We start from the raw sequence: 21283 nt of genomic DNA, 5'->3' as shown, positions 1-21283 counted from the left end.
TTTATAAAAGCTTATTTCTACGCCATTTACCAGCTACTGCCTTTGAATAAGAATTCGGGAGGATCTCTTTAGAAGGTTGTTTTTTAATGGAAAGAGCACGTAAACATTTTAATTATCCAACACTAACATCTACATCACAATGGCAGGAATTTCATCAGGTACAGCCGTAAATGCAGTTGATACCAACGCTACTTCAAAGGGATCACCGGCAAATTACAAGGGTTCCCTATTTATTGTTACCGTTTTGTTCTTTATGTGGGGCTTTATAACCTGCCTGAACGATATTCTTATTCCGAAGCTGCAGGAGGTGTTTACGCTGCAGAACTGGCAGGCCATGCTTATTCAAACGGCTTTCTTTGGTGCCTATTTCATTGTGTCGCTCCTTTACTTTACGTTTTCGATTACCAAAGGCGACCCGATTATGAAGATCGGTTACAAAAACGGTATTATTGCCGGACTGGTGGTGGCAGCAATCGGCTGTGGCCTGTTTCTTCCGGCAGCCAATTTCCATAGCTATGGCTTTTTCCTGCTGGCACTTTTTATTCTGGCTTCCGGCATCACCATTCTGCAGATAACGGCTAACCCATATGTAGCCATTCTGGGGCCTCCTGAAAGCTCATCGAGCCGCATGAACCTGACACAGGCTGTTAACTCCTTCGGAACTACCATTGCACCCATTATTGGCGGCTACCTTATTTTTGACCAGGTTAGCGAACAGGTGGCAAACGCCGATTCTGTTAAACTGCCTTACATTGGCCTGACGGTTGCTTTGTTGCTGGTGGCTGTTTTCATAAAAGTAGCCAAATTGCCTCGCCTGACAGATGGCGGTGGCATAGCTGTAGCAGGCAAAGGAGCCTTGCAGCACAGGCACCTGGTGCTGGGCATTATCTGCATTTTTATGTATGTGGGTGGAGAAGTTGCCGTTGGCAGCGCACTCATAAACTATATTAAACTACCGCATATTGCCGGTTTGCCGGAGGCTGACGCAAAACATTACCTGGCGTTTTACTGGGGAGGAGCCATGATCGGGCGTTTCTTTGGTGCGGTGGCGCTGGCACAATTCAAAAATAACAGCAACAAGTTCATCGTTATGGGCCTGATAACAGTGCTGACCTTTGCCATTGTTTACGGGCTATACGACCTGAACCAAGCGCTTATTATTCTGGGTCTGATAGCCATCAACTTTGTGGTGCTCCTGCTGGGGCAATTCATCCCGAACAGAACAGTTGGCCTGTATGCCGGCAGTGTGGTGCTCCTGCTGCTGATTGGTACTTTCGGAGAAGGTTCTGTGGCCATGTGGTCGGTAATTGCTGTTGGCCTTTTCAACTCCATTATGTTCCCAACCATATTCGACTTAGCCATTAAAGGCCTTGGCGTTAATACCAGCCAAGGTTCTTCGCTGCTGGTAATGGCCATTGTAGGAGGCGCCATTGTTCCTCCTTTGCAAGGTTTGTTCGCCGACCTTACCGGCAACTTTCAGCTCTCTTTCCTGATTCCGATGTTCTGCTACCTCTACATTATTTACTATGGTTTTGTAGGTTACAAGCCTCGGCAAACGGCACATTTGTAGAAAGCCTGTTATATATAAACCTCTGGAGCTTCGCCAAATTCAAAATTAGAAATGTTGAAAAGGTGCTTTAATAGCTCATCTGGAAGCATTGTCTCCAATTTTTTAGGTGGGAGTTCCTGATTTGTTATGACAGCTTTACGATCGGAAGGCCAATGTGAATTATTCTAATGAAAACGGCCTTCCGATAGCTTTTGAACGCTTTCTTAGTTAAGGGCAATTAATTAGTTAAGAGGTAAAAGCTGATTTTTTATTCACTCAACCGCTCATTCACTCACTCAAAAATTTCTCAAATTAACTATTTAACAATAAAGCTATTGAGCAATAAATAATAAGCAATCAGCAATCAAATTATTCTAATGAAAATGCCCTTCCGAAGCTTTAACAGGTTTTTGAAGCCAAGGGTAGTACCTGTTGCTGCTGCCTGCACCACATAACCACCGAATTACTGAGCCACTATGCGAGTACTTTATCTTCTATGTTGCTTCTTGCTGCCTGTTAGTTTGTGGGGCCAGGGAGCTGAAAACCTGCTGCCCTACGTGCAACCTATGGTAGGTACTGCCAATAGCACAACCACAGCCGCCTTAAAACATGGCGAAGGCACAGAGCACCTGGCCAATACCATTCCGGCTGTAGGCGTTCCGTTTGGCATGACGCAGTGGACACCCCAAACCCGGACGACCGAAGAGAAATGCGTGGCGCCTTACTATTACAAAGACACTAAATTGAGTGGTTTCAGAGGTACACACTGGATCAGCGGCTCCTGCACCCAGGACTATGGCAGCGTAACCCTTATGCCGGTAACCGGGAAACTCAGCACCCGGGTTGCCGATTTTGAAACACCGTTTTCGCATGACCAGGAAACAGCAGCAGTCGATTATTACCGCATTCAGTTGGCGCAGTATAACTTAACAGCCGAACTTACAGCCCTGGCCAGGAGCAGCATGTTGCAGTTTACCATGCAAAAAGCAGACAGCCTTTTTCTGCTGGTAATGCCTAACAGCGATGAAAAGAAAGGGTTTGTACAGATAGATCAAGCGAAACAAGAAATAGTGGGTTACAATCCTGCTTTCCGTATTTACCAGGGTTGGGGAGAACCTGCCGGCTTCAGTGGCTACTTCGTCATTCAGGTAGACAGAGACTTTAGCCGCAAAGGCACCTTCAGTAACCAGCACGTTTTTAAAACAGACAGCCTGCGTAACAGAGAGAACATGGGCGCATTTATCGGTTTTAGCCTGAAGGCGGGAGAGCAGGTAAAGCTCCGCGTCGGCACCTCGTTTAGCAGCATAGCGGAAGCACGTAGAAATCTGGAAGCAGAAATACCAGCCTGGAATTTTGACCAGGTTCGGAAGCACTCTGCCGATGCCTGGCAAAATGCCCTGCAGCGCATACAGGTAAACGGCGGGGCGCCAAAATACAAAAGTATATTCTACACCGCGCTTTACCACAGCATGCAGCACCCGCGCTTGTTCAACGATGTAAGCGGCACCTACCCTAAGTTTGCGCATCAGTATGAGCTCGATCAACTAAAAGAGGCCAATTATTATGATGATTTTTCGATGTGGGATACGTACCGGGCGCAGTTGCCTCTCTTGCAGGTCATCAACCCCGATCTGGTAAATGACTTTGTCCGTTCTTTTATTCTGAAAGGGCAACAGGGCAAGTGGCTCCCGATTTTCCCTTGCTGGAACAGCTACACCGGCGCCATGATCGGCGACCACGGAACAGCCTTTATCGCCTCGGCTTACCTGAAAGGCATCAATACATATGATGTGGAACAAGCCTATGCCCTTATGCGCCAAAATGCCTTCGATACGCCCGGCTGGGATGATTATGTGGATGGAAAGGGGAGGAGAGCCCTGCCTTCTTACCTCAAGTATAATTATATACCGCTGGAGGACAGTGTACAGGAAGCATTCCATAAAAAGGAGCAGGTATCGCGAACACTGGAGTATGCCTACAACGACTATGCCCTGGCCATGGTGGCAAAAGCATTGGGCAAGGAGCAGGATTACAAGCAGCTCAGCCAGCGGGCGCTCAACTACCGCCAAGTATTCGACAGCTCCGTTGGGTTAATGAATGGGCGCTATGCCGATGGCTCCTGGTATAAACCTTACAATGCCGACATAAAGCTGCCGTTTATTACCGAAGGCACCCCCCGCCAATATACCTTTTATGTACCGCAGGATGTGCCTGGGCTTGCCAAACTGATGGGAGGAACAAAGCCGCTTGAAAATGCCCTGGATAGTCTTTTTCTGAAGGGCGAGTACTGGCACGGCAACGAACCCGGCCACCAGATTCCATTTCTGTACAACTACACCGCCTCTCCCTGGAAAACGCAACGTGAAGTAAAACGGATTTTAGCCGAAGAGTATACCGACGGTCCCGGCGGGTTGAGCGGCAATGATGATGCCGGGCAGATGTCGGCCTGGTATGCTTTTGCAGCCATCGGGCTCTATCCGGTCGATCCGGTATCTGGCCAGTATCTCTTAACAGCTCCTCTTTTTAAGCAGGTAAGGGTTCAGGTTGCAGACCAGCGGGTAATGGAAATAATAAGCCACAAAGAGAGCAGCCAATCTGCCTACATCCGGGCTGTGAAACTGAATGGCAAACGCTACCACAACAGCTACATCCGGCACGCAGATCTGGTAAAAGGCGGTAAGCTGGAGATTTTTCTGCAGGATGAACCAAATAAGAAATGGGCAGCAAAGGCAGCTAACCGCCCGGCCGGCCTTTCCACCAGATAGATTTCAACATCAGCATTTAAACAGAGTTAGTTCTTAAACATATCATGATGCACAACAGCTTACTATTATTCCTCCTCGTTCCGTGTTTGTTCCTAACTTCCTGCAAGGTCGATCAGCATAATACCACCCTGGCAGAAGCAACAGGCAATGCCGCTAACCTGCAGGGGCAGAAGCTATTTAACATAAAGGATTTTGGTGCTGTTGGCAACGGCAAAACCGATGATGCCAAAGCCATACAACGTGCTATTGATGCCTGTTCGGCGGCAGGAGGGGGCCGGGTTGTTATTCCGGCTGGCAGTACGTTTATGGCCGGTCCTTTCGATCTGAAATCCTTTGTAGAGTTTCATGTGGAGGCAGGTGCCAAAGTGCTGGCAAACGGCGATGAGAACGTCTATACCAAAAGCGCTTTCCGCGATAACAAAGGCGAAGGCACCATTTGGATTGGAGGTGAGAACCTGGAGCAGGTCACGATCAGTGGCGGTGGCAGTATAGATGGCAATGGTATCTCTTTTATGGGAGCCGAGCTGGAAGACTCTTACGAACTGAAGCCCTTTGATGTAGTGGACCCCCGCCCGCACCTGCTGACCATTGTAGGAGGAAAGAGCCTGAGAATCAGGGGTGTTACTTTCCTGAACTCCGCTTACTGGACAATTCACCTGGTCGGATGCGACGATGTAGCCATTTCGGATATAACACTGCTCAATAGCCTGAAGGTCAGGAACAGCGATGGCATTGACCTGGACCACTGCAAAAATGTACGCATCAGCAACAGCTACATAGAATCTGGTGATGATTGTATCTGCCTGAAAAACAGAAGGGAGTACGAGGAGTTTGGCGTATGCGAGAACATAACCGTTACAGGCTGCACCATGACCTCCAGATCCTGTGCCATTAAGATAGGCTCTGAGAACATGGATACCATCCGGAATGTCGTGTTCAATAACTGCATCATCAGGAGCAGTAACCGCGGAGTAGGCATTCAAAACCGCGACGAAGGTGTTGTGTCTGATGTTATTTTCTCGAATATGCTGATCGAAGGCAAGCTCTTCTCTGATGTGTGGTGGGGCAAAGCCGAGCCTATTTACGTTACGGCCTACCGGCGGGCCAAAGGCGATCATAAAGATGCGGGCTGGCGTTTCCCGAAAGGGCAGCGCGAAGGGCGCGTAGGCGAGGTAAAAAACATTTACTTCAGCAACATTAAGTGCCAGAGCGAGAATGGTATTTATGTGAGTGGCGAGTCGGCCGATAAGATTTCTAACATCTTTTTCGACCAGGTAGACATTACCATCAATAAAATAACAGCACACGCAGGCGGGGTGTATGATCGCCGCCCCAGCGATGTGGAAGGCATGGTACAAGGCAGAACATCTGGCTTTTATTTTGACAAAGCAACTGGCATAACGGTCCGGAACAGCTCTGTTACCTGGGGAACCAACGTGCCGGCATATTTTGCACATGCCCTGGAAGCGCATGACGTAAGCACTCTGAAAATAACTGATCTGGAAGGAGACTCAGCTTTTCCGGAAAAGATGAAAGCCATTCAGAACTACACCCTGAAATAAGATACTTCACCCGAAAATTAATCAGATGGGGTATACGGCAAACTGCACAAAAGCAACACCTTGAGCCCTTGTCGGGGGTTATCACCGACAAGGGCTCAAGGTGTTGCTTTTGAATTTATTTTTCATAATTCTCCTTAAAAGCTTGCTGGTGAGAACTCGCAGCAAGGGCAAACTGAACTCGTGCTGCAAATGGATGCCAAAACTTCTGCCACAAAAGGTACAAAAGAAGTTCTGCCTTCTAAGCCAGTAGAACTGCCCATGTTACTGCCTGTAAGGGTCCTAAAGCAGTCAGACCCTTGGCGGGTTTAAGACTAAAAAGCTTCTGAAGGGCATTTTCATTCGAATAATTTGCGTGTATAACATATCAAGGGAATGTTTACGTTTTAATTAAACTATTCCTGCCGAGAGTTTATGCACAGCCGTAACTGGTGGTTTTTCATGATACCGAGTTTTTAACTCGCGGACGCATGCAGGTTTGCTCCTCCACCCTGTTTTTCCGAAAAACACTTAATAGAAATCCCTAACAACCAGCACTTTTAATTTTTAATTCGACGAAGTCCTCAGGTTACAGTCGAACTCCTTATATCGAGCCGGGATGGTATAACAAGACGTTCTCCTTTCAGGTTGAAGTTTTTATTCTTCAGAGATTTAAATATAAGCGTGGCCGCTGATCGGCCCATTTCAAAAGCAGGCTGCGTAATGGTCGTGAGCGAAGGGTTTAGCAGCAACGCCGACTGCAGGTTCGAAAAGCTAATGACCTTTACATGGTTCGGGATAGACAACTGCAGCGAGTGGCAAGCCAGGTAAACACTGGTTGTTAGCTTTTCTACGGTTGCAATAATACCATCGGGCCGGTTGCTGTTCTGCAGCAGGCTAATCATGCGCTGCAGGTTCTGTTCCTCGTTGTTCGTGCATAGCACAATATCAGCAGTGTTAAAGGAAAGATGATGATCCAGCAGGGCCTGCTTATAACCTGCCATTCGCTCGTTGCTAATCGATAAAGAATCCGAAACAGAGAGCAGGGCTATTTTCTGGCAGCCGCTTTCTAGCAGGTGTTGTGTGGCTGCATAGCTACTTTTTAAATCATCTGTAGTTATTCTGGCGGTTTCCACTTCGTCGGAGGCCCTGTCGAAAAAGACCAGGGGAATGCCTTTTGCCATGAGCTCCTTTATGTGCAAGGCTCCGGTCGTCTCAGCCGAAACAGACATTAACACACCATCTACTCTTCCGCACTGAAAGTCTTTTAAAATGGCCTGCTCCTTCTGCAGGCTTTCGTGCGTAAGGTAAATGAGCACGTGGTACCCATTCTCCTGCGCCACGGACTCTATGCCATTTATCGCCTGCGCAAAAAAGCTGTCGGCCACTTCCGGGATAACCACCGCAATCATCTTACTCTTTTTGCTCCTGAGGCTGCTGGCGTGGTGGTTTGGTACGTAATTGAGTTTTGTTGCCAGCTCCACCACACGCTTCTTGGTTTCAGCGCTGATTTCGTAGCTATCGTGCAGCGCCCTCGATACAGTGGAGATCGAAAGGTTCAATTCCTCTGCCAGGCTTTTAATATTTATCTTCTCCATAAAAAGCGCGAAACGTGTCTTATGTGCTTGTAAGACAGTTTGTTAATTATTTAAACGAGTAATCCCAAGCTAAGTAATTGTCTAAAAATATTATTTTTATTTGATTCTGCCTCTATAAATTATTGCGTCAAAAATCTGTTGGTGGCTATTGGTTCTTTGGCAGGTTTAGTAGTGGCTGGTTTTCAGGAGCAGGACCGGGTTTGGCAGGCAGGTTTCGGAATAGTAAAAATCGTAGGTAGATGCAATTTGTTACGCAAACGTTTCCGCATATAAAGTTAGCTGTTCCTGTTGTTATGATAGAATTTATATACAAATTGCTTGAACTAACATTAGTTAGATTTGTCTGTTAAAATAAAATTTTAGTCTAATGAAAACGACTCAACAAGGTAATCAGAACCCACTGGAGAACTTAGATGAATGGGAAGATGATTTACTGCAACGGTATCCGGATCCGGAAGCAATAGCCAAGGGTAAAGCCACAGAAAAGTACCGCGATTATGAAACACCGGCCAGAGATACGGTAAAAGAGTTTTATCTCCTGAACCATACGTACCAAACCTATGACTTTGTGCGGGAAAAGGAGCAGGAGTTCCTGAAGTTCGACAAAAAGGAAATGCCCATCTGGGATGCCTTCGATTTCCTGAACCAGTTGGTAGATGACTCAGACCCCGACACAGACCTGGACCAGATGCAGCACCTCCTGCAAACCTCCGAAGCCATACGCGCCGATGGGCACCCCGACTGGATGGTGCTGGTTGGGCTGCTGCACGATATGGGAAAAGTACTATGCTTGTTCGGTGAGCCACAGTGGGCAGTGGTAGGCGATACTTTTCCGGTAGGCTGTGCTTTTTCTGATAAAATAGTGTACTCAGAATTTTTTGAAAACAACCCCGACCACCACGACAGCCGCTACAATACCAGGTACGGGGTGTACACGCCAAATTGCGGGTTGCGAAACGTGCACATGTCGTGGGGCCACGATGAGTATGTGTACCAGATGCTGAAAGACCACCTGCCGGAGCCCGCCCTCTACATGCTCCGCTACCACTCCTTTTATCCGCAACACCGCGAAAATGCCTACGAGCATTTAATGGACAGCCACGACCACGAGCTGTTTAAATGGGTAAAGCTCTTTAACCCTTACGATTTATACTCCAAAAGCCCTGTGCCGCCAAACTGGCAGGAGCTTCAGCCTTACTACAAGGCTTTGGTTAAGAAATACCTGCCTGACACTCTAAAGTTTTAACCACAGCCAGGCACCCTGATAACAGATGGCCTGCCTCGTCCGGACTAATTATTCTAATGAAAAAGGCCTTCCAGAGGCTAATTGGGCGATTTGTACTCAAGGGTGAGGTACTTGGTTCCACGTGGTGTACCTGGTTTCGAGATGTCGTTTTAGAGCCGGGCCGTTGCCTTTTCTACAACTTACATAATTTTACTGTCGCAAATACCTGAAAACTGATTGCTGCTGCTAAAGCAGTACGCCAAACATGATGCTGCTCTTTCAGGAGCATATTATTCTTCCACTCCACCATAAGTATATGATCAGGCATTTACAGATCATAGCTTTTTTAGATGCTCTTACTACTTATAACTCAACTGTCTATTACTTAAATAATATCATGTTATGAAGAATAAATACTTATTTCAATTTAGTAGGCGAATTCTTTTTGGAGTGATGCTGCCTTGTACATTTGCGGCTGCCACACCGGCTGCATTTGGCAATGTGGCTTTGCTGGCGTATGTGCAGGCACCCACAGCCAACGACATAACCATAAGCGGCAAAGTAACAGATGCCGGATCTAACAGCGGCTTGCCAGGCGTTGCCATACGGGTAGAAGGGACCACGAAGGGCACAATTTCAGATGTGGATGGTAATTTTACATTATCTGCGCCTGCAGATGGTATGCTGGTAATTAGTTCTATAGGCTATACCCTGCAAAAAGTACCGATTAACAACCAGACCAGGTTTACCATAGCCCTGCAACAAGATGTAGCCGCTCTGAAAGAAGTAGTAGTGGTAGGCTACGGCGAAACGAACCGCCGCGATTTAACAGGCTCGGTGGTAACTATGGATGCCGAGGCGATTCAGCAGACAAACAAAGTGAATGCTTATCAGGCAATACAGGGGCAGGTGCCAGGCGTTAACATACAGTCCGCCGACAACAAGCCAGGCGGTGGTTTCAACATCCGGATAAGGGGCTCCAATACCATTAACTCAAACCAGACAGTAGACCAGGGCGGCTTTAGTGCCGGGCAGAACCCTTTGTTTGTAGTAGATGGTATTTTTGTAAACGATATCAATTTCCTGAACCCGAGCGACATTGAGCGGATGGACGTGCTGAAAGATGCCTCGGCCACGGCTATTTACGGCTCCAGGGGCAGTAACGGGGTTATCATCATCCAGACCAAACGCGGCAGCAAAGGCCCCATGACGGTGCAGTACGACAACTACGTGGGCGTGCGGCAGGCTTATAACCTTCCCAGAATGTTTAATGGGCCGGAGTTTATTGATTCCATCATCGATGGCGTGGTAGGTATGAATTATGCTTCCGGAAACCTGGCTTTTACCAGAAACGATGTGGTGCTAAACGATTTTCTGCGGCCAAACGAGCAGGAGAATGTTGCTAACAACAGGTATACCGACTGGGTAGATTTGGTCCTTAAAAATGGATTCCAGACCAACCATACGATAGGCGTTAGTGGAGGTTCCGATAACACCACCTATGGCTTCGGTGTTGGCTATACCAAAGACAAAGGCACATTTGAAGGCGAAGATTACGAAAGAATGAACCTCCGAGGCGACATTAACGGCAAACTCTCGTCGCTTGTATCAGTAGGGTTCAGTAACTACGCCTCCTTCTCTACCCGAAACGAGGGTAGCCGCGAAGGCTTAAGGAGCGCCTACAGGCTGCGCCCAACCGGCACGCCTTACGACGAAAACGGAAAACCGCTGTTCTTCCCACTACAAGGCGAAACATTTATAACTAACCCATTATTTGAGCCTGCAAATGCTATTCTTGAAACAAAGTCCTTAAATTACCTCAGTAACCTTTCCCTGATCATTACCCCTACAGATAATCTGAAGTTTACCTCCACCTTCTCACCAAACCTCGAGTTTTCGCGCTTCGGCGAGTACAGAGGCCAGTTCTCTAAAGCCACCAGTGGCAATACTGCCAATACGCGTGCCGAGGTCATCAACAGAAACAGGATGTCTTACACCTGGGACAATATTGTGAACTACAATCTGGAGATGAATGAAGACAACGTATTGAATGCCACCTTTGTGTACTCACAGTTTTTAGACAGGTACGAGAGCTACGACATGCAGCGAAGAAATTTCTCCACTGATGCCTTTAGCTTTTATAACATAGATGCCGGTTCGGTTATACAATCGGTAGGAGGTAATTTGTCTAAGCAGACCCTGGAGTCGTTTACAGGTCGGGTTAATTACAACTTCAAGCAAAAGTACCTCTTCACCTTAACTGGCCGCTACGACGGTTCCTCTATTCTTTCTGCGCAGAACAAGTGGGCTTTTTTCCCGTCGGCTGCTTTTGCCTGGAGAATTAAAGACGAAAGCTTCCTGGTAAACAACAACCTGTTCTACGACCTGAAAGCGCGTTTCAGCTACGGCCAAACCGGTAACAATGGCGGTGGCGGCGGCCTTGCTCCGCTGGGCTCACAATCGCTTATCGGCAGTGGGTTTACTAACCTTGGCGACCAGGTGGTGCAAACCGCCTTTATCACCAACCTGGCTAACCAGAACCTGACCTGGGAAAAAACCAAAGAGTTTAACGTTGGCCTTGACTTTGGATTTTTGCAAAACAGAATCTACGGCTCATTAGACATTTATAACAGAAAAAACACAGGCATTATCTTCTACCGGCCTGTGCCAACAGTAACTGGTTATAGCGGTGTATTCGAGAACGTAGGCGAGGCTGTAAACAAAGGCGTTGAATTTGGCTTAACATCTGTAAACGTGGCAAAGCCGGACTTTACTTGGAAAACCAACCTTAACTTTGCTGCCAACAGAAACGAAGTAACCAAACTCTACGGCGACCTGGACGAAATTCAGTTCTGGTCTATGGATGCTCCTTATGTGCACCGTATTGGGGAACCTGTAGGATCCAATTTTTCATGGATATTTGATGGGGTCTGGCAACTGGATGAAATAGATCAGGCGCGTGCTTACGGGCAGCAACCTGGCCAGGTAAAAGTGAAGGATATAAACAACGATGGCGTTATAGATGCAAAAGACCGTACGGTAGTTGGCTCCAACATGCCAAAATGGACGGGTGGCATTACCAACACCATCAACTACAAAAATATCGACTTCTCTTTCTTTCTGCACACAGCCCAGGGGGCTACCGCTCACAGTTATTTCCATAGAACGCACGCCTGGGACGGAGTTGATGGACCAGCTCGTTTTAATACCCTTAAAGTTAACTACTGGACGCCAGAGAACGCTTCTAATGAGACATATCAGCGCGGTAATGGAGGTCCCTGGACCGAATCACTTCTTTTTAAAGATGTTTCTTATGTGAAGGTAGGGTACATTACCTTAGGTTATAGCCTGCCGGAATCAGCCATCAGTTTTATGAAGATGAAGCGCCTGAGAGTATATGCCACAGCCCAGAACCCATTTGTTTTCACCAATTACGATGGATGGGATCCTGAAAATGCAGCCAGAAACAGCTGGGGTGCCGGAGTTATGTCGAGAGTGTTGATGGGTGGTGTTAACGTGAACTTTTAACGATCGAATAAAATGAAAATCAAGAATAGCTATAAAGTCCTTTTGTTTACACTGTTAACAATGGGTTCGGTGACAGGTTGCAAAGATTTCCTTGAAGAAGAAAATCGGCAGTCTTTAACAGATGCCACCATGTTTAACGATCCAAAAGCCTTTGATCAGTTAGTGGCCAATGTTTACAACAGAATGCGGCCAGCCACCTCTTTTTATGAGCTGGACCAACTGGGGACCGACATATATACCCGTGGTGAAATAATTAATGGCATAAACGATTTAAATGATTATGTCAATTTAACATCCGTAAACTGGGCCTTACCAGTTTTCTGGCAGAATTACTACTTTGTTATAGGAGCAGCCAACACCACTATAAACCGGGCCGATGCCATTGCCGGACTTTCGGCTGTAGACAAGGCAAGAGGACTGGGCGAGGTTAAATTCATGCGTGCCTTCTCCTATTTTAACCTGGTAGAGCACTTCGGGCCGGTTCCGCTCGTGTTGAACGAGATCAGAACCTCGCAAACAGATTTTGCAAGAGCCTCCGAAGAAGCAGTATACGCCCAGATTTTGACAGACCTGGACGAAGCACTGGCAACCGTAGACGAACAGCCGGCTCAGTTCGGCAGGGTCTCAAAAGACGCGGTGAGGCACCTGAAGGCAAAGGTTCTGCTCACCAGGGGGTACAAAAGCTTTGCCGCCAGCACCGATTTTGCCGATGCAGCCGCTTTAGCAGAAATCGTAATAGCCAACCACCCGCTCGTTGCCGATTTTGCTTCCTTATTCACGATCGAGAACCAGCGCAACTCGGAGGTAATTTTCTCGATGTTGTATGGCACCAACCCTGTGTCGAGAGGGGTCGGTAATAACAGGCACCTTATGTTTAAGTTTGTGTATGATGTGTACCCAGGCATGACCCGATCTACGCTGTATCACAGAGGCATGGGGCCAGCGCCAACACCATTCTTCTACGAGAACTTTGAACAGGGCGACAAACGCGAGGCTGCTACCATCAGGCGAGTTTTGTTTGCAGAAGTAGACAGCAACGACGGCCGTATTCTGAAGGGCGATACTGCCGTGTACTTCCCGAAAGTAGCCTGGTCAGCTCAGAAAAAAGCCTCTAAGAAATATGCCGTGATAAACCCCGGTGAGTATTTTACGCCCAACGGCGTAACCATTGTGCAATACCCCATGTTCAGGAAGTTCGATGACCCGGGCGTAGCTTACACGAACCCAGGCATAGACCCGGAAGGTAAACGAGACGCCTATATTTTCAGGTCAGGCGAAACAAGGTTAATAGCAGCAGAAGCCTACTTGAAAGCAGGTAACGCTACCAAAGCTGCTGATCATATAAATGCCCTCAGAGCCAGGGCTGGCCTTACTACTATGCTTACGCCAGAGCAGGTAGACATACATGCCATCCTGAACGAAAGCGCCAGGGAGTTAGCCGGCGAAGTGAGCCGTTGGATGAGCCTGAAGAGAACTGGTACCCTGCAGGAGCGCGTGTTGGCACACAACCCACATGCGGCACTTAACAAAGCCATTGTAGCGAAACACCTGTTCAGGCCTATACCGCAAAGCGAGGTAAACGTGAGTGGTGGCAGCATTGCCCAAAATAATGGGTATTAAGTGAAATCACAGAATTGTTAATTGTGTGATCAGGAAGTTGATTAATAGGGAATAAAAGATTGTCTCATTTTATATAATTATGGTCGACTTACTTCATACAACAGATTTTACAGAGTAGAATTAAATGGAGCCTGGTTTACATAAATCGGGCTCCATTTTATATAGTATCGCAGGCAGTAGATATTTTAACTGGCATGGTGCTAAATTTAAAAAGCAGCCTGGGCGTCTGCTTCGCAGAGGAAATAGAGCGGGTTGTTCAAATTCAGAATTAAATTATTTTATTTGAATAAGCAAAGCGCCATACACCACCTTACTTATTGTCAAAGATTTATGAAAAGCATGTTTGTATCTGCAAAACAGCTGGTGACCATTATTTCGCTCATATGCACCGTCCTGCTATTTCCTGAGGCGGGGCAGGGGCAAACAAAAAAAGTTGAAAAACTAAACATTCCACCGAATTCGCTCAATTTTATAGCCTTAGGCGACTGGGGCCGCTACGGCGATGATCACCAACTGCAGGTAGCCGCGCAAATGGCTAAAACCGCCAAAGAGGCATCTGTGCTTTTTTTCATAAGCACCGGCGATAATTTTTACCCCAAAGGGGTGGCAAGCACCCTTGATCCGCACTGGCATTATTCGTTCGAAGAAATCTATAAGCCCTTTTCGTTGCAAAGAGAGTGGTATTCTGTGTTAGGGAACCACGACTACATGGGAGACCCCGATGCGCAGGTAGCCTACTCCAAAGTGAGCCGCCGGTGGGAGATGCCCGGCCGGTATTTCTCAAAAACCTTCGCTTTGCCAGGTGGCTCCGGCGAAAAAATCCAGATTTCCTTTATCGATACCAACCCCCTGATTCCGGAGTTTTACAGTAATGCAGAATACGGCCCCAATGTAAAGACCCAGGATAGTACTGCGCAAAAGCAGTGGCTACAGCAAGTGCTGACCGAAAAAGCAGAGGGCGTAAAATGGAACCTGGTGGTTGGGCATCACCCCTTGTACACGGCCAGCGATAAAAGAAGCGAAGGCTACGATACCAAAGCTGTTCGCCGCTCCCTTAAAAGCCTCCTGGACCCTAATCATGTAGATGCTTACCTGGCAGGCCATGACCATAGTTTGCAGCACCTGGAGCCGGAAGGAGGGGTGCATCATTTTATCTCTGGTTCTGCTTCAGAAGCTACGCAGGTGGGCAAGTTAGACTACAGCAAATTTTCTGCAATGGAGTATGGCTTTCTGTTGTTCTCGGTAAGCTCAAAAGAAATGGTAGTACATGCCATCTCGCACACGGGTAAGGTGCTGTACCGCACCAGTCTGCAAAAAGAGCCCCAGGACCTTGGCCAAAAGTAATCCAAGCGCAACGTTGACCTATGTGCAATCAGCCCTGTTTTGCAGGTTAGTTTATGGCTAATCAATCGACGTGAATTTTGGCGGATGAACAACCTCATCTGCAACAGCAGCATCAGCAGATCCAGGTGCTCGGATAGGCCATTTTTCATTAGAATAATTGGTCCTTCACTGGGTAGACTTGCCTGAACGTGCCTCGGGTATTTGCACTGACCTCAATAGGTTCTCTGCTCTGTTGCAGGCAAAGTGAAAAGATATTTATATAAACAAATTAAAAGGACAAAACTGAATTTTAGCATTTCAGAAGATGAGATTGTGTGCAATGTTTTGGCATGCGAATATTTAAAGCTGAGAAGGCCTGCCGTTCTGATACTTGTTTCCTTTTACAAAATATGAATTAATTAAGCATCGTAGTTATGAGCAAAATAAGCCGTCAAACTTTTTTAATGCAGTCGTTAAGTTTAAGTGCACTTGCAATGCTGCCTCCTTTTAGCAGTAATTTGTTTGCAGGTACAGCCGCTTCTGCTAATTATCAGCAAAAAGAAGATTTATATGCACGCATGGTAAAGGCTAACGACAAGCGGGTTGCCGCTATACTGGAGTCGTTGCAGGCAGAAATTAAGTTGCTGAAAAGGAGCTTAGGTTACGATTTCGCAAACCTGGCTGCTTCTTACAGTGCTCCGGAATCTACCTATTATAAAAGTGCTGCCTTAGTGCCTGGCATGAGCCGCATTATACAATTCCTGCTAAAGGTGCAGGGAGCAGATGGCAACCTCGATTTTGGCAACCTCGGTTCTCCGCCAGATACTGCCTTTATTTTAGAGCCATTGTGCGTTGCCGTGTCGCTGTTGTTAAATAACAAAGCCAAGGTGCTGAACGAGGTGAAGGCCGATGCAAAGAAATTTATTGTGAAAGCAGGAGATGCCCTGGCCACAGGTGGTGTGCATACGCCCAACCATCGCTGGGTATTATCGGCGGCACTGGCACGTATAAACGCTATTTACCCAGACCCAAAATATGTGAACCGGGTAAACGATTGGTTAGGCGAAGGAATTTTTATAGACCAGGATGGGCATTACCTGGAGCGCAGCAGAATTTACTCAGAAGTTATCGATAGGTCACTCATCACGATGGCACGCCTCCTGAACAAGCCTGTTTTACTGGAGCCTGTCAGGAAGAACCTGGCTATGACGTATTTTTACATGGAGCCCAACGGCGACCTGGTTACAAACGACTCCCGCAGGCAGGATCAGTTTAGCAGTAAAAACATTCTGGATTATTACCACCATTACCGGTACCTGGCCAACCGCGACAATAATGCAGAATTTGCGGCCATTGCTTCATTAATTGAGCAGGTGGATGGCTTCGAAGAACATGTGCTTACACAATCGTTGTTTTACTTTCTGGAAGACCCGCTCCTGAAAAAAGAACTGCCGGCATTTGCTGCTGCGCCTGTAACTTACGAGAAGCTGTTTACCACCTCCAGCCTGGCCCGGATCAGGCGCGGAAATACCACAGCCACATTATTCGGTGGCGTAGACTGGCCCCTGATCATCGCATCGGGCCGCTCAACAAGTCCCAATTTTTTATCTTTCAGAAAAGGCGAAGCTATTTTAAAGTATATGCGCCTCTCCACAGGGTTCTTCAGTACCGGATATTTCAGGAGCGATGGCCTCAGAAAAGTTGGCAACTCCTATGTGCTTTACAAAAAGCTGGAGGTACCTTATTACCAGCCACTGGCAACCGAGCTGCGAAAACCCGACGGAGACTACACCTTGTCGCAAAGCATTGATGGCCGCTTCTGGAACAAGATGGATTTCGAGAACAGGCCGGTCAGCAACGTGAAAACCCTCGAAACAACCATAACCGTTACAGAAAATAAAGGTAGACTTTCAATTGACTTTCAGGTGAAAGGTTCCGAAAACGTGCCGGTAACCATTGAACTCTGCTTTAACGAAGGCGGTAAGTTAGCAGGTGTAACAGCCGCCGAAGATAACTCAGAAAACCATTTTCTGGAGAAGGAAACCGGGCAGTATAGCTTTGGCCCCGATACCATTAGCTTTGGTCCGGGAGCCTTTGCCCACCAGCGTCTGCGCGGCCTCGATGGCGAAATGTACTCCTCACATTTCGGGACCCTGCGCACCAAAGGCATGCATGTTTACCTCACTGGTTTCACTCCGTTTCAGCACCGGCTAACCCTGGGGTAGCAGCAGCAGCAGGTGCATCAACCCTTGACCCTTAGTACCTCCTAAAGCCTTTGGAAGGGTCTTTTCATGTAAATAATTGGTCGCTGATTATTTTATTTGTATCAGCCTGCTTCAATAGTAAAGCAAGTTTCTAGGATTTTAGGGCTTGGTTACTTTTGAAAGCAGGTGAAAAATGGGTGCTTCTTTCTTGGATCTATTCGAAGTCCTGGCACTTGGTGCCTTTTGTTCTTTTTCTTAATGTAAAAAAAATACACCTAGAGCTGCTGATACCAAAATTATGTGTTTTATTCGTCCTTTCTTTCAGGCTCTGTACCCTAGCAGGAGCTGCACCGGCTAATGATTAGCGTTTTTTGAAGAAGGAAGTCCTCTCTCAGGAATCATCGCACACATGCCTAATACACCGGAAGTAGCTAATAAACAGGCTTGTAACTAAATCAGGTGGGTGCATGGCCCTTGTAATTTTTTTATGCATAATGGTAAAGCAGGTAGTAGGAGTATTTTTGTTTCTGTGTTTTTTTGTTCAGGCTACTTTTGCCCAACAAACTTATCCGCCTACGCTAACAGTAGCGCAAGATGGAACCGGCGATTATAGAACAATTCAGGAAGCCATAAATTCGGTTCGCGATTTAGGTCAGCAGCGGGTGCAGATCTTTATCGCTAAAGGCATCTACAACGAAAAGGTAATTGTACCAGCCTGGAAAACAAATATTTCGCTTATAGGCGAGAGCCCGGAAACTACAATTATAACCGGAGCTGATTATTCGGGTATGCCTATACCTGCCGGAAAGGACGGCCTGGGGCTGGAGAAATACACGACCTACTCCTCCTTTACTGTTCTGGTGCAGGGCAACGATGTAATACTGGAGAACCTGACCATCCGGAACACAGCTGGTCGTGTGGGGCAGGCTGTTGCCTTACATGTAGAAGGCGACAGAACACTTGTGCGCAACTGCCACCTGCTGGGCAACCAGGATACCCTGTACACCTCCAAAGAAGAAAGCCGCCAGTACTACGAAAACTGCCTAATAGAAGGTACCACCGATTTTATATTCGGAGAAGCTACATGTGTTTTCCAAAGCTGTACCATCCGGAGCCTTTCCGATTCTTATATTACCGCCTCCGCTCAACGGCAGACTCAAAAGTTCGGTTACGTTTTCTTCGATTGTAAATTGGTAGCAGCCCCAGGAGTTAAAAAAGTGTTCTTAGGCCGACCCTGGCGCCCTTACGCCCAAACTGTATTTATCAGAACCGAAATGGGGTCGCACATAACACCAGAAGGATGGCACCACTGGCCAGGCGACAAAATGTTTCCTGATAAAGAAAAGACTACGTTTTACGCAGAGTACCAGAGCACTGGAGCCGGAGCAACCACAGCCCGGCGTGTAGCCTGGTCGAAACAACTCTCTAAAAAGGAGGCGAAAAAATATACCCTCGATCATATTTTTGGGCGGGAAGATAAATGGCCGGTAAAGCAGGCAGGTACGGCAGCAGAATAACCTCAAAATAAAGTAGCAGCAGCGGGTTCCGGTAAAAATAGGGCGGTATTATGCCATTGCCGCTTGTTCAGGTACCGCGTACTGGGTTGCCTGAACTGGCGGCGCAGTTCAGTTTGTTTAAATACTTGCTAAGTTCATAATTCCCTTCTTTGGCTTGGAGCCAAATTATTCTAATGAAAACCACCTTCAGAAGCTTAATTATCTGTTTTTTGTCAAGGGCATGAAATTTGTTGCTGGTATAGGGACATCTGGTAAAATGATGTTTAATAAGAAAAATATCATTTTTAACTGAATTTTATCCAAACTAGTAGTGTTCTGGTAGTCGTGAAAGTAATTGAGCTAAAAAAGCGAAATTATAGAACAAGCTATTCGCCTGAGCAAGCAAATGCTAAAAAAACTGCTGAATTTTTATAAAAAATTCAATTTTAATGAAAGCAGTGCGTTATAGAACGAAACGGAAGAAGCTGCGAAAATAATGTTGGAAGCAGGGGAGTTAACAGCCTTTCATCACTACTTCAGAATTACACAGGGTGCTTTGCAATCTGCTGGCAAATGGTTGTCACAGATGCAACAGCACAGGAAAATATGTATCCGCTATGGCAAAATTGGCAAAAGAGCTCTTCAGTGAGTCGTTTCTGGAAAACTGGCACCGCCACTACCAACAGGCAGTAGCATGTGCAGGAAAGTTAGAGGCCATGAACGAGGAATTGGCACAGTGGCTGCGCATTCAGGTGCGCATCCGGCACATGCTACCGGTAGCACTGCAGGAGCAACTGGCTGCCCTCCCTTTCGAATTAGAAACAATTCACCAGAGTTGGGAGGCTCGCTACCTGGAGCTAGCCACTTTTGCCAGGCAACACGGCCATACCTTTCTCCCCACCGATAAACCCTACGAACAGCTCCGCGACTGGCTCATCAGGCAGGTTATGGCCAAAGCATACCTTTCGGCGGGGCAGCAGCAAAAGCTCGATGACCTTGGCGTAGACTGGGACATGGTTGTAAGTCGCGACCAGCGGTGGGAGCAGTTGCTCGGCCGATTACGCGATTTCAAAGCTTTGTTTGGTCATTGCCGCGTGCCTCAAAAGTGGGCACCAGACAAGCAACTGGCTCTTTGGGTAACATTGCAGCGGCGGCTGCGCACCAACGGAAAACTGCGCGAGGAGCGGGAACGGCAGCTAAACGAATTAGGCTTTACCTGGAACGGGCAAAGCGTTTACAACGTGCAGTGGGAGGAGTTCTTTCAGCAATTAGTAGCCTTCTGGAAAACCCATGGACATTGCCGCGTACCTTGCCGACAAAAGAAACTGGTAAGTTGGATGGAGCGCCAGCGCCTCTTGTACAAAAAAAAGCAGCTGCCGCCAGAGCGAGAGCACCGTTTACAAGAATTAAACTTTGCCTGGGATGCTGAAGATGACAAAAAGAAACGTTGGGAGTTGCGTTTCCGGCAGCTAAAGGCTTACTGGCAGGAGCATGGGCATAGCTTTGTGCCTGTCAATTTCCCGGAGAACCGCTCGTTAGGCTGCTGGGTAGCTACGCAGCGGGTGCTGGAGGCAAAAGGAAAACTGGATAAAGCCAAGCGCAAAAGACTAAACCAGCTAGGCTTTGTATGGACGGGGCAGACACGCCGCTCGCTACAGGCACAGCAGGACGCAATTTGGGAGCAGCACTTCGCCGAGCTTAAAGCTTATAACGAAGAGCATGGCACATGCCAGGTATCGTTGCGGCACAACCCGGTGCTGCAGCGCTGGGCGGTGTGGCAACGCAAGCAGTTTTACCTGGGCAAACTGGCAGCCGAGCGCGTAGACCGCCTGAACGAACTACGTTTTCCGTGGAGCGTGCAGGAGGGGTACTGGTTGCGCATGTACGAGTCGCTGGCTGTTTTTAAGGAGCGGCAGGGGCATACGCGGGTGCCTTACCAATGGCAGGAAAACCCACAGTTAGCTGCCTGGGTGTACCGCATAAAACAGCAACGCGGGGAGCTTAGCAGGCAGAAGGTGGAACTGCTCAACCAATTAGGCTTCGACTGGTCGCTAAGCCGCCGCGAAGTGGTAGCCTGGCAGGAGATGTACGAGCGGTTGGTGGCATTTGCCGAGCAGCACGGGCACACACGCGTACCGGTTAAATGGCAGGAAGACCCTAAACTGGGCAAGTGGGTAAGCCGGATGCGGCAGGAGCGCGATAGCCTCGACAAAGAGCGTGTGCTGCAACTCGAGCAGATCGGCTTTAGCTGGAGCCGCCATTCCGGAGCAGAAAAAGTATCGGTTTAAAAGAGTACAACAAAGTTTACAGACATCATACCCTGGCCTTCCGGAAGCGTAAAAAGCTTCGGAAGGCCTTTTTCATTAGAATAATTCAAGTTGCGATTATACACATCTGTTGATGGTGTAGGCAAAAATAAAAAGTACCAGCTTCAAGA

Annotated in this window: 11 protein-coding genes; 10 read left to right on the top strand and 1 reads right to left on the bottom strand. The window is 47.5% G+C overall.

What is annotated here, in order from left to right:
- Positions 1-139 precede the first annotated feature (139 nt).
- The 3 genes from FVR03_RS15570 to FVR03_RS15560 all read left to right on the top strand — a co-directional run bounded on the left by FVR03_RS15570 (position 140) and on the right by FVR03_RS15560 (position 5876).
- Complete coding sequence (locus tag FVR03_RS15570) at positions 140-1570, top strand: sugar MFS transporter (RefSeq protein ID WP_147922689.1); 1431 nt, start codon at positions 140-142, stop codon at positions 1568-1570.
- Between the two features lie 455 nt (positions 1571-2025).
- The gene (locus tag FVR03_RS15565; RefSeq protein WP_147922688.1) at positions 2026-4314 is read left to right on the top strand and encodes a GH92 family glycosyl hydrolase; all 2289 of its coding nucleotides are present in this window, start codon (positions 2026-2028) and stop codon (positions 4312-4314) included.
- Positions 4315-4358: 44 nt separating this feature from the next.
- A complete protein-coding gene (locus tag FVR03_RS15560; RefSeq protein WP_222707248.1) occupies positions 4359-5876 on the top strand; it encodes a glycoside hydrolase family 28 protein in 1518 nt (505 codons plus the stop codon).
- Between the two features lie 560 nt (positions 5877-6436).
- Here the strand turns inward: FVR03_RS15560 and FVR03_RS15555 are convergent.
- Positions 6437-7450 (bottom strand): LacI family DNA-binding transcriptional regulator, encoded by a 1014-nt coding sequence (locus FVR03_RS15555; RefSeq protein WP_147922687.1) that lies wholly within the window; start codon positions 7448-7450, stop codon positions 6437-6439.
- Positions 7451-7817: 367 nt separating this feature from the next.
- Between FVR03_RS15555 and FVR03_RS15550 the strand changes: the two genes are divergently transcribed.
- The 7 genes from FVR03_RS15550 (at position 7818) to FVR03_RS15520 (ending at position 21134) form a co-directional block, all read left to right on the top strand.
- A complete protein-coding gene (locus FVR03_RS15550; RefSeq protein WP_147922686.1) occupies positions 7818-8696 on the top strand; it encodes an inositol oxygenase family protein in 879 nt (292 codons plus the stop codon).
- Positions 8697-9128: 432 nt separating this feature from the next.
- The gene (locus tag FVR03_RS15545; protein ID WP_147922685.1) at positions 9129-12203 is read left to right on the top strand and encodes a SusC/RagA family TonB-linked outer membrane protein; all 3075 of its coding nucleotides are present in this window, start codon (positions 9129-9131) and stop codon (positions 12201-12203) included.
- 12 nt (positions 12204-12215) lie between these two features.
- Positions 12216-13823 carry a RagB/SusD family nutrient uptake outer membrane protein gene (locus tag FVR03_RS15540; RefSeq protein WP_147922684.1) on the top strand — a complete coding sequence of 536 codons (1608 nt, stop codon included), beginning with the start codon at positions 12216-12218 and terminating at the stop codon, positions 13821-13823.
- A 339-nt stretch (positions 13824-14162) separates the two neighbouring features.
- A complete protein-coding gene (locus FVR03_RS15535) occupies positions 14163-15167 on the top strand; it encodes a purple acid phosphatase family protein (protein WP_187270183.1) in 1005 nt (334 codons plus the stop codon).
- 473 nt (positions 15168-15640) lie between these two features.
- Positions 15641-17371, top strand: coding sequence for a hypothetical protein (locus tag FVR03_RS15530; RefSeq protein ID WP_255474240.1), 1731 nt, complete (start codon positions 15641-15643; stop codon positions 17369-17371).
- A gap of 473 nt (positions 17372-17844) precedes the next feature.
- On the top strand, positions 17845-18867 hold the full coding sequence (locus FVR03_RS15525) for a pectinesterase family protein (protein WP_147922681.1): 1023 nt from the start codon (positions 17845-17847) through the stop codon (positions 18865-18867).
- A gap of 596 nt (positions 18868-19463) precedes the next feature.
- The gene (locus FVR03_RS15520; RefSeq protein ID WP_147922680.1) at positions 19464-21134 is read left to right on the top strand and encodes a helicase associated domain-containing protein; all 1671 of its coding nucleotides are present in this window, start codon (positions 19464-19466) and stop codon (positions 21132-21134) included.
- Positions 21135-21283 lie beyond the last annotated feature (149 nt).

This window comes from Pontibacter qinzhouensis (assembly GCF_008017455.1).
In the GTDB taxonomy this organism is placed as follows: Bacteria; Bacteroidota; Bacteroidia; order Cytophagales; family Hymenobacteraceae; genus Pontibacter; species Pontibacter qinzhouensis.
Note: the sequence above shows the minus strand (reverse complement) of the source record. Positions and strands in the feature narration are given on the sequence as shown.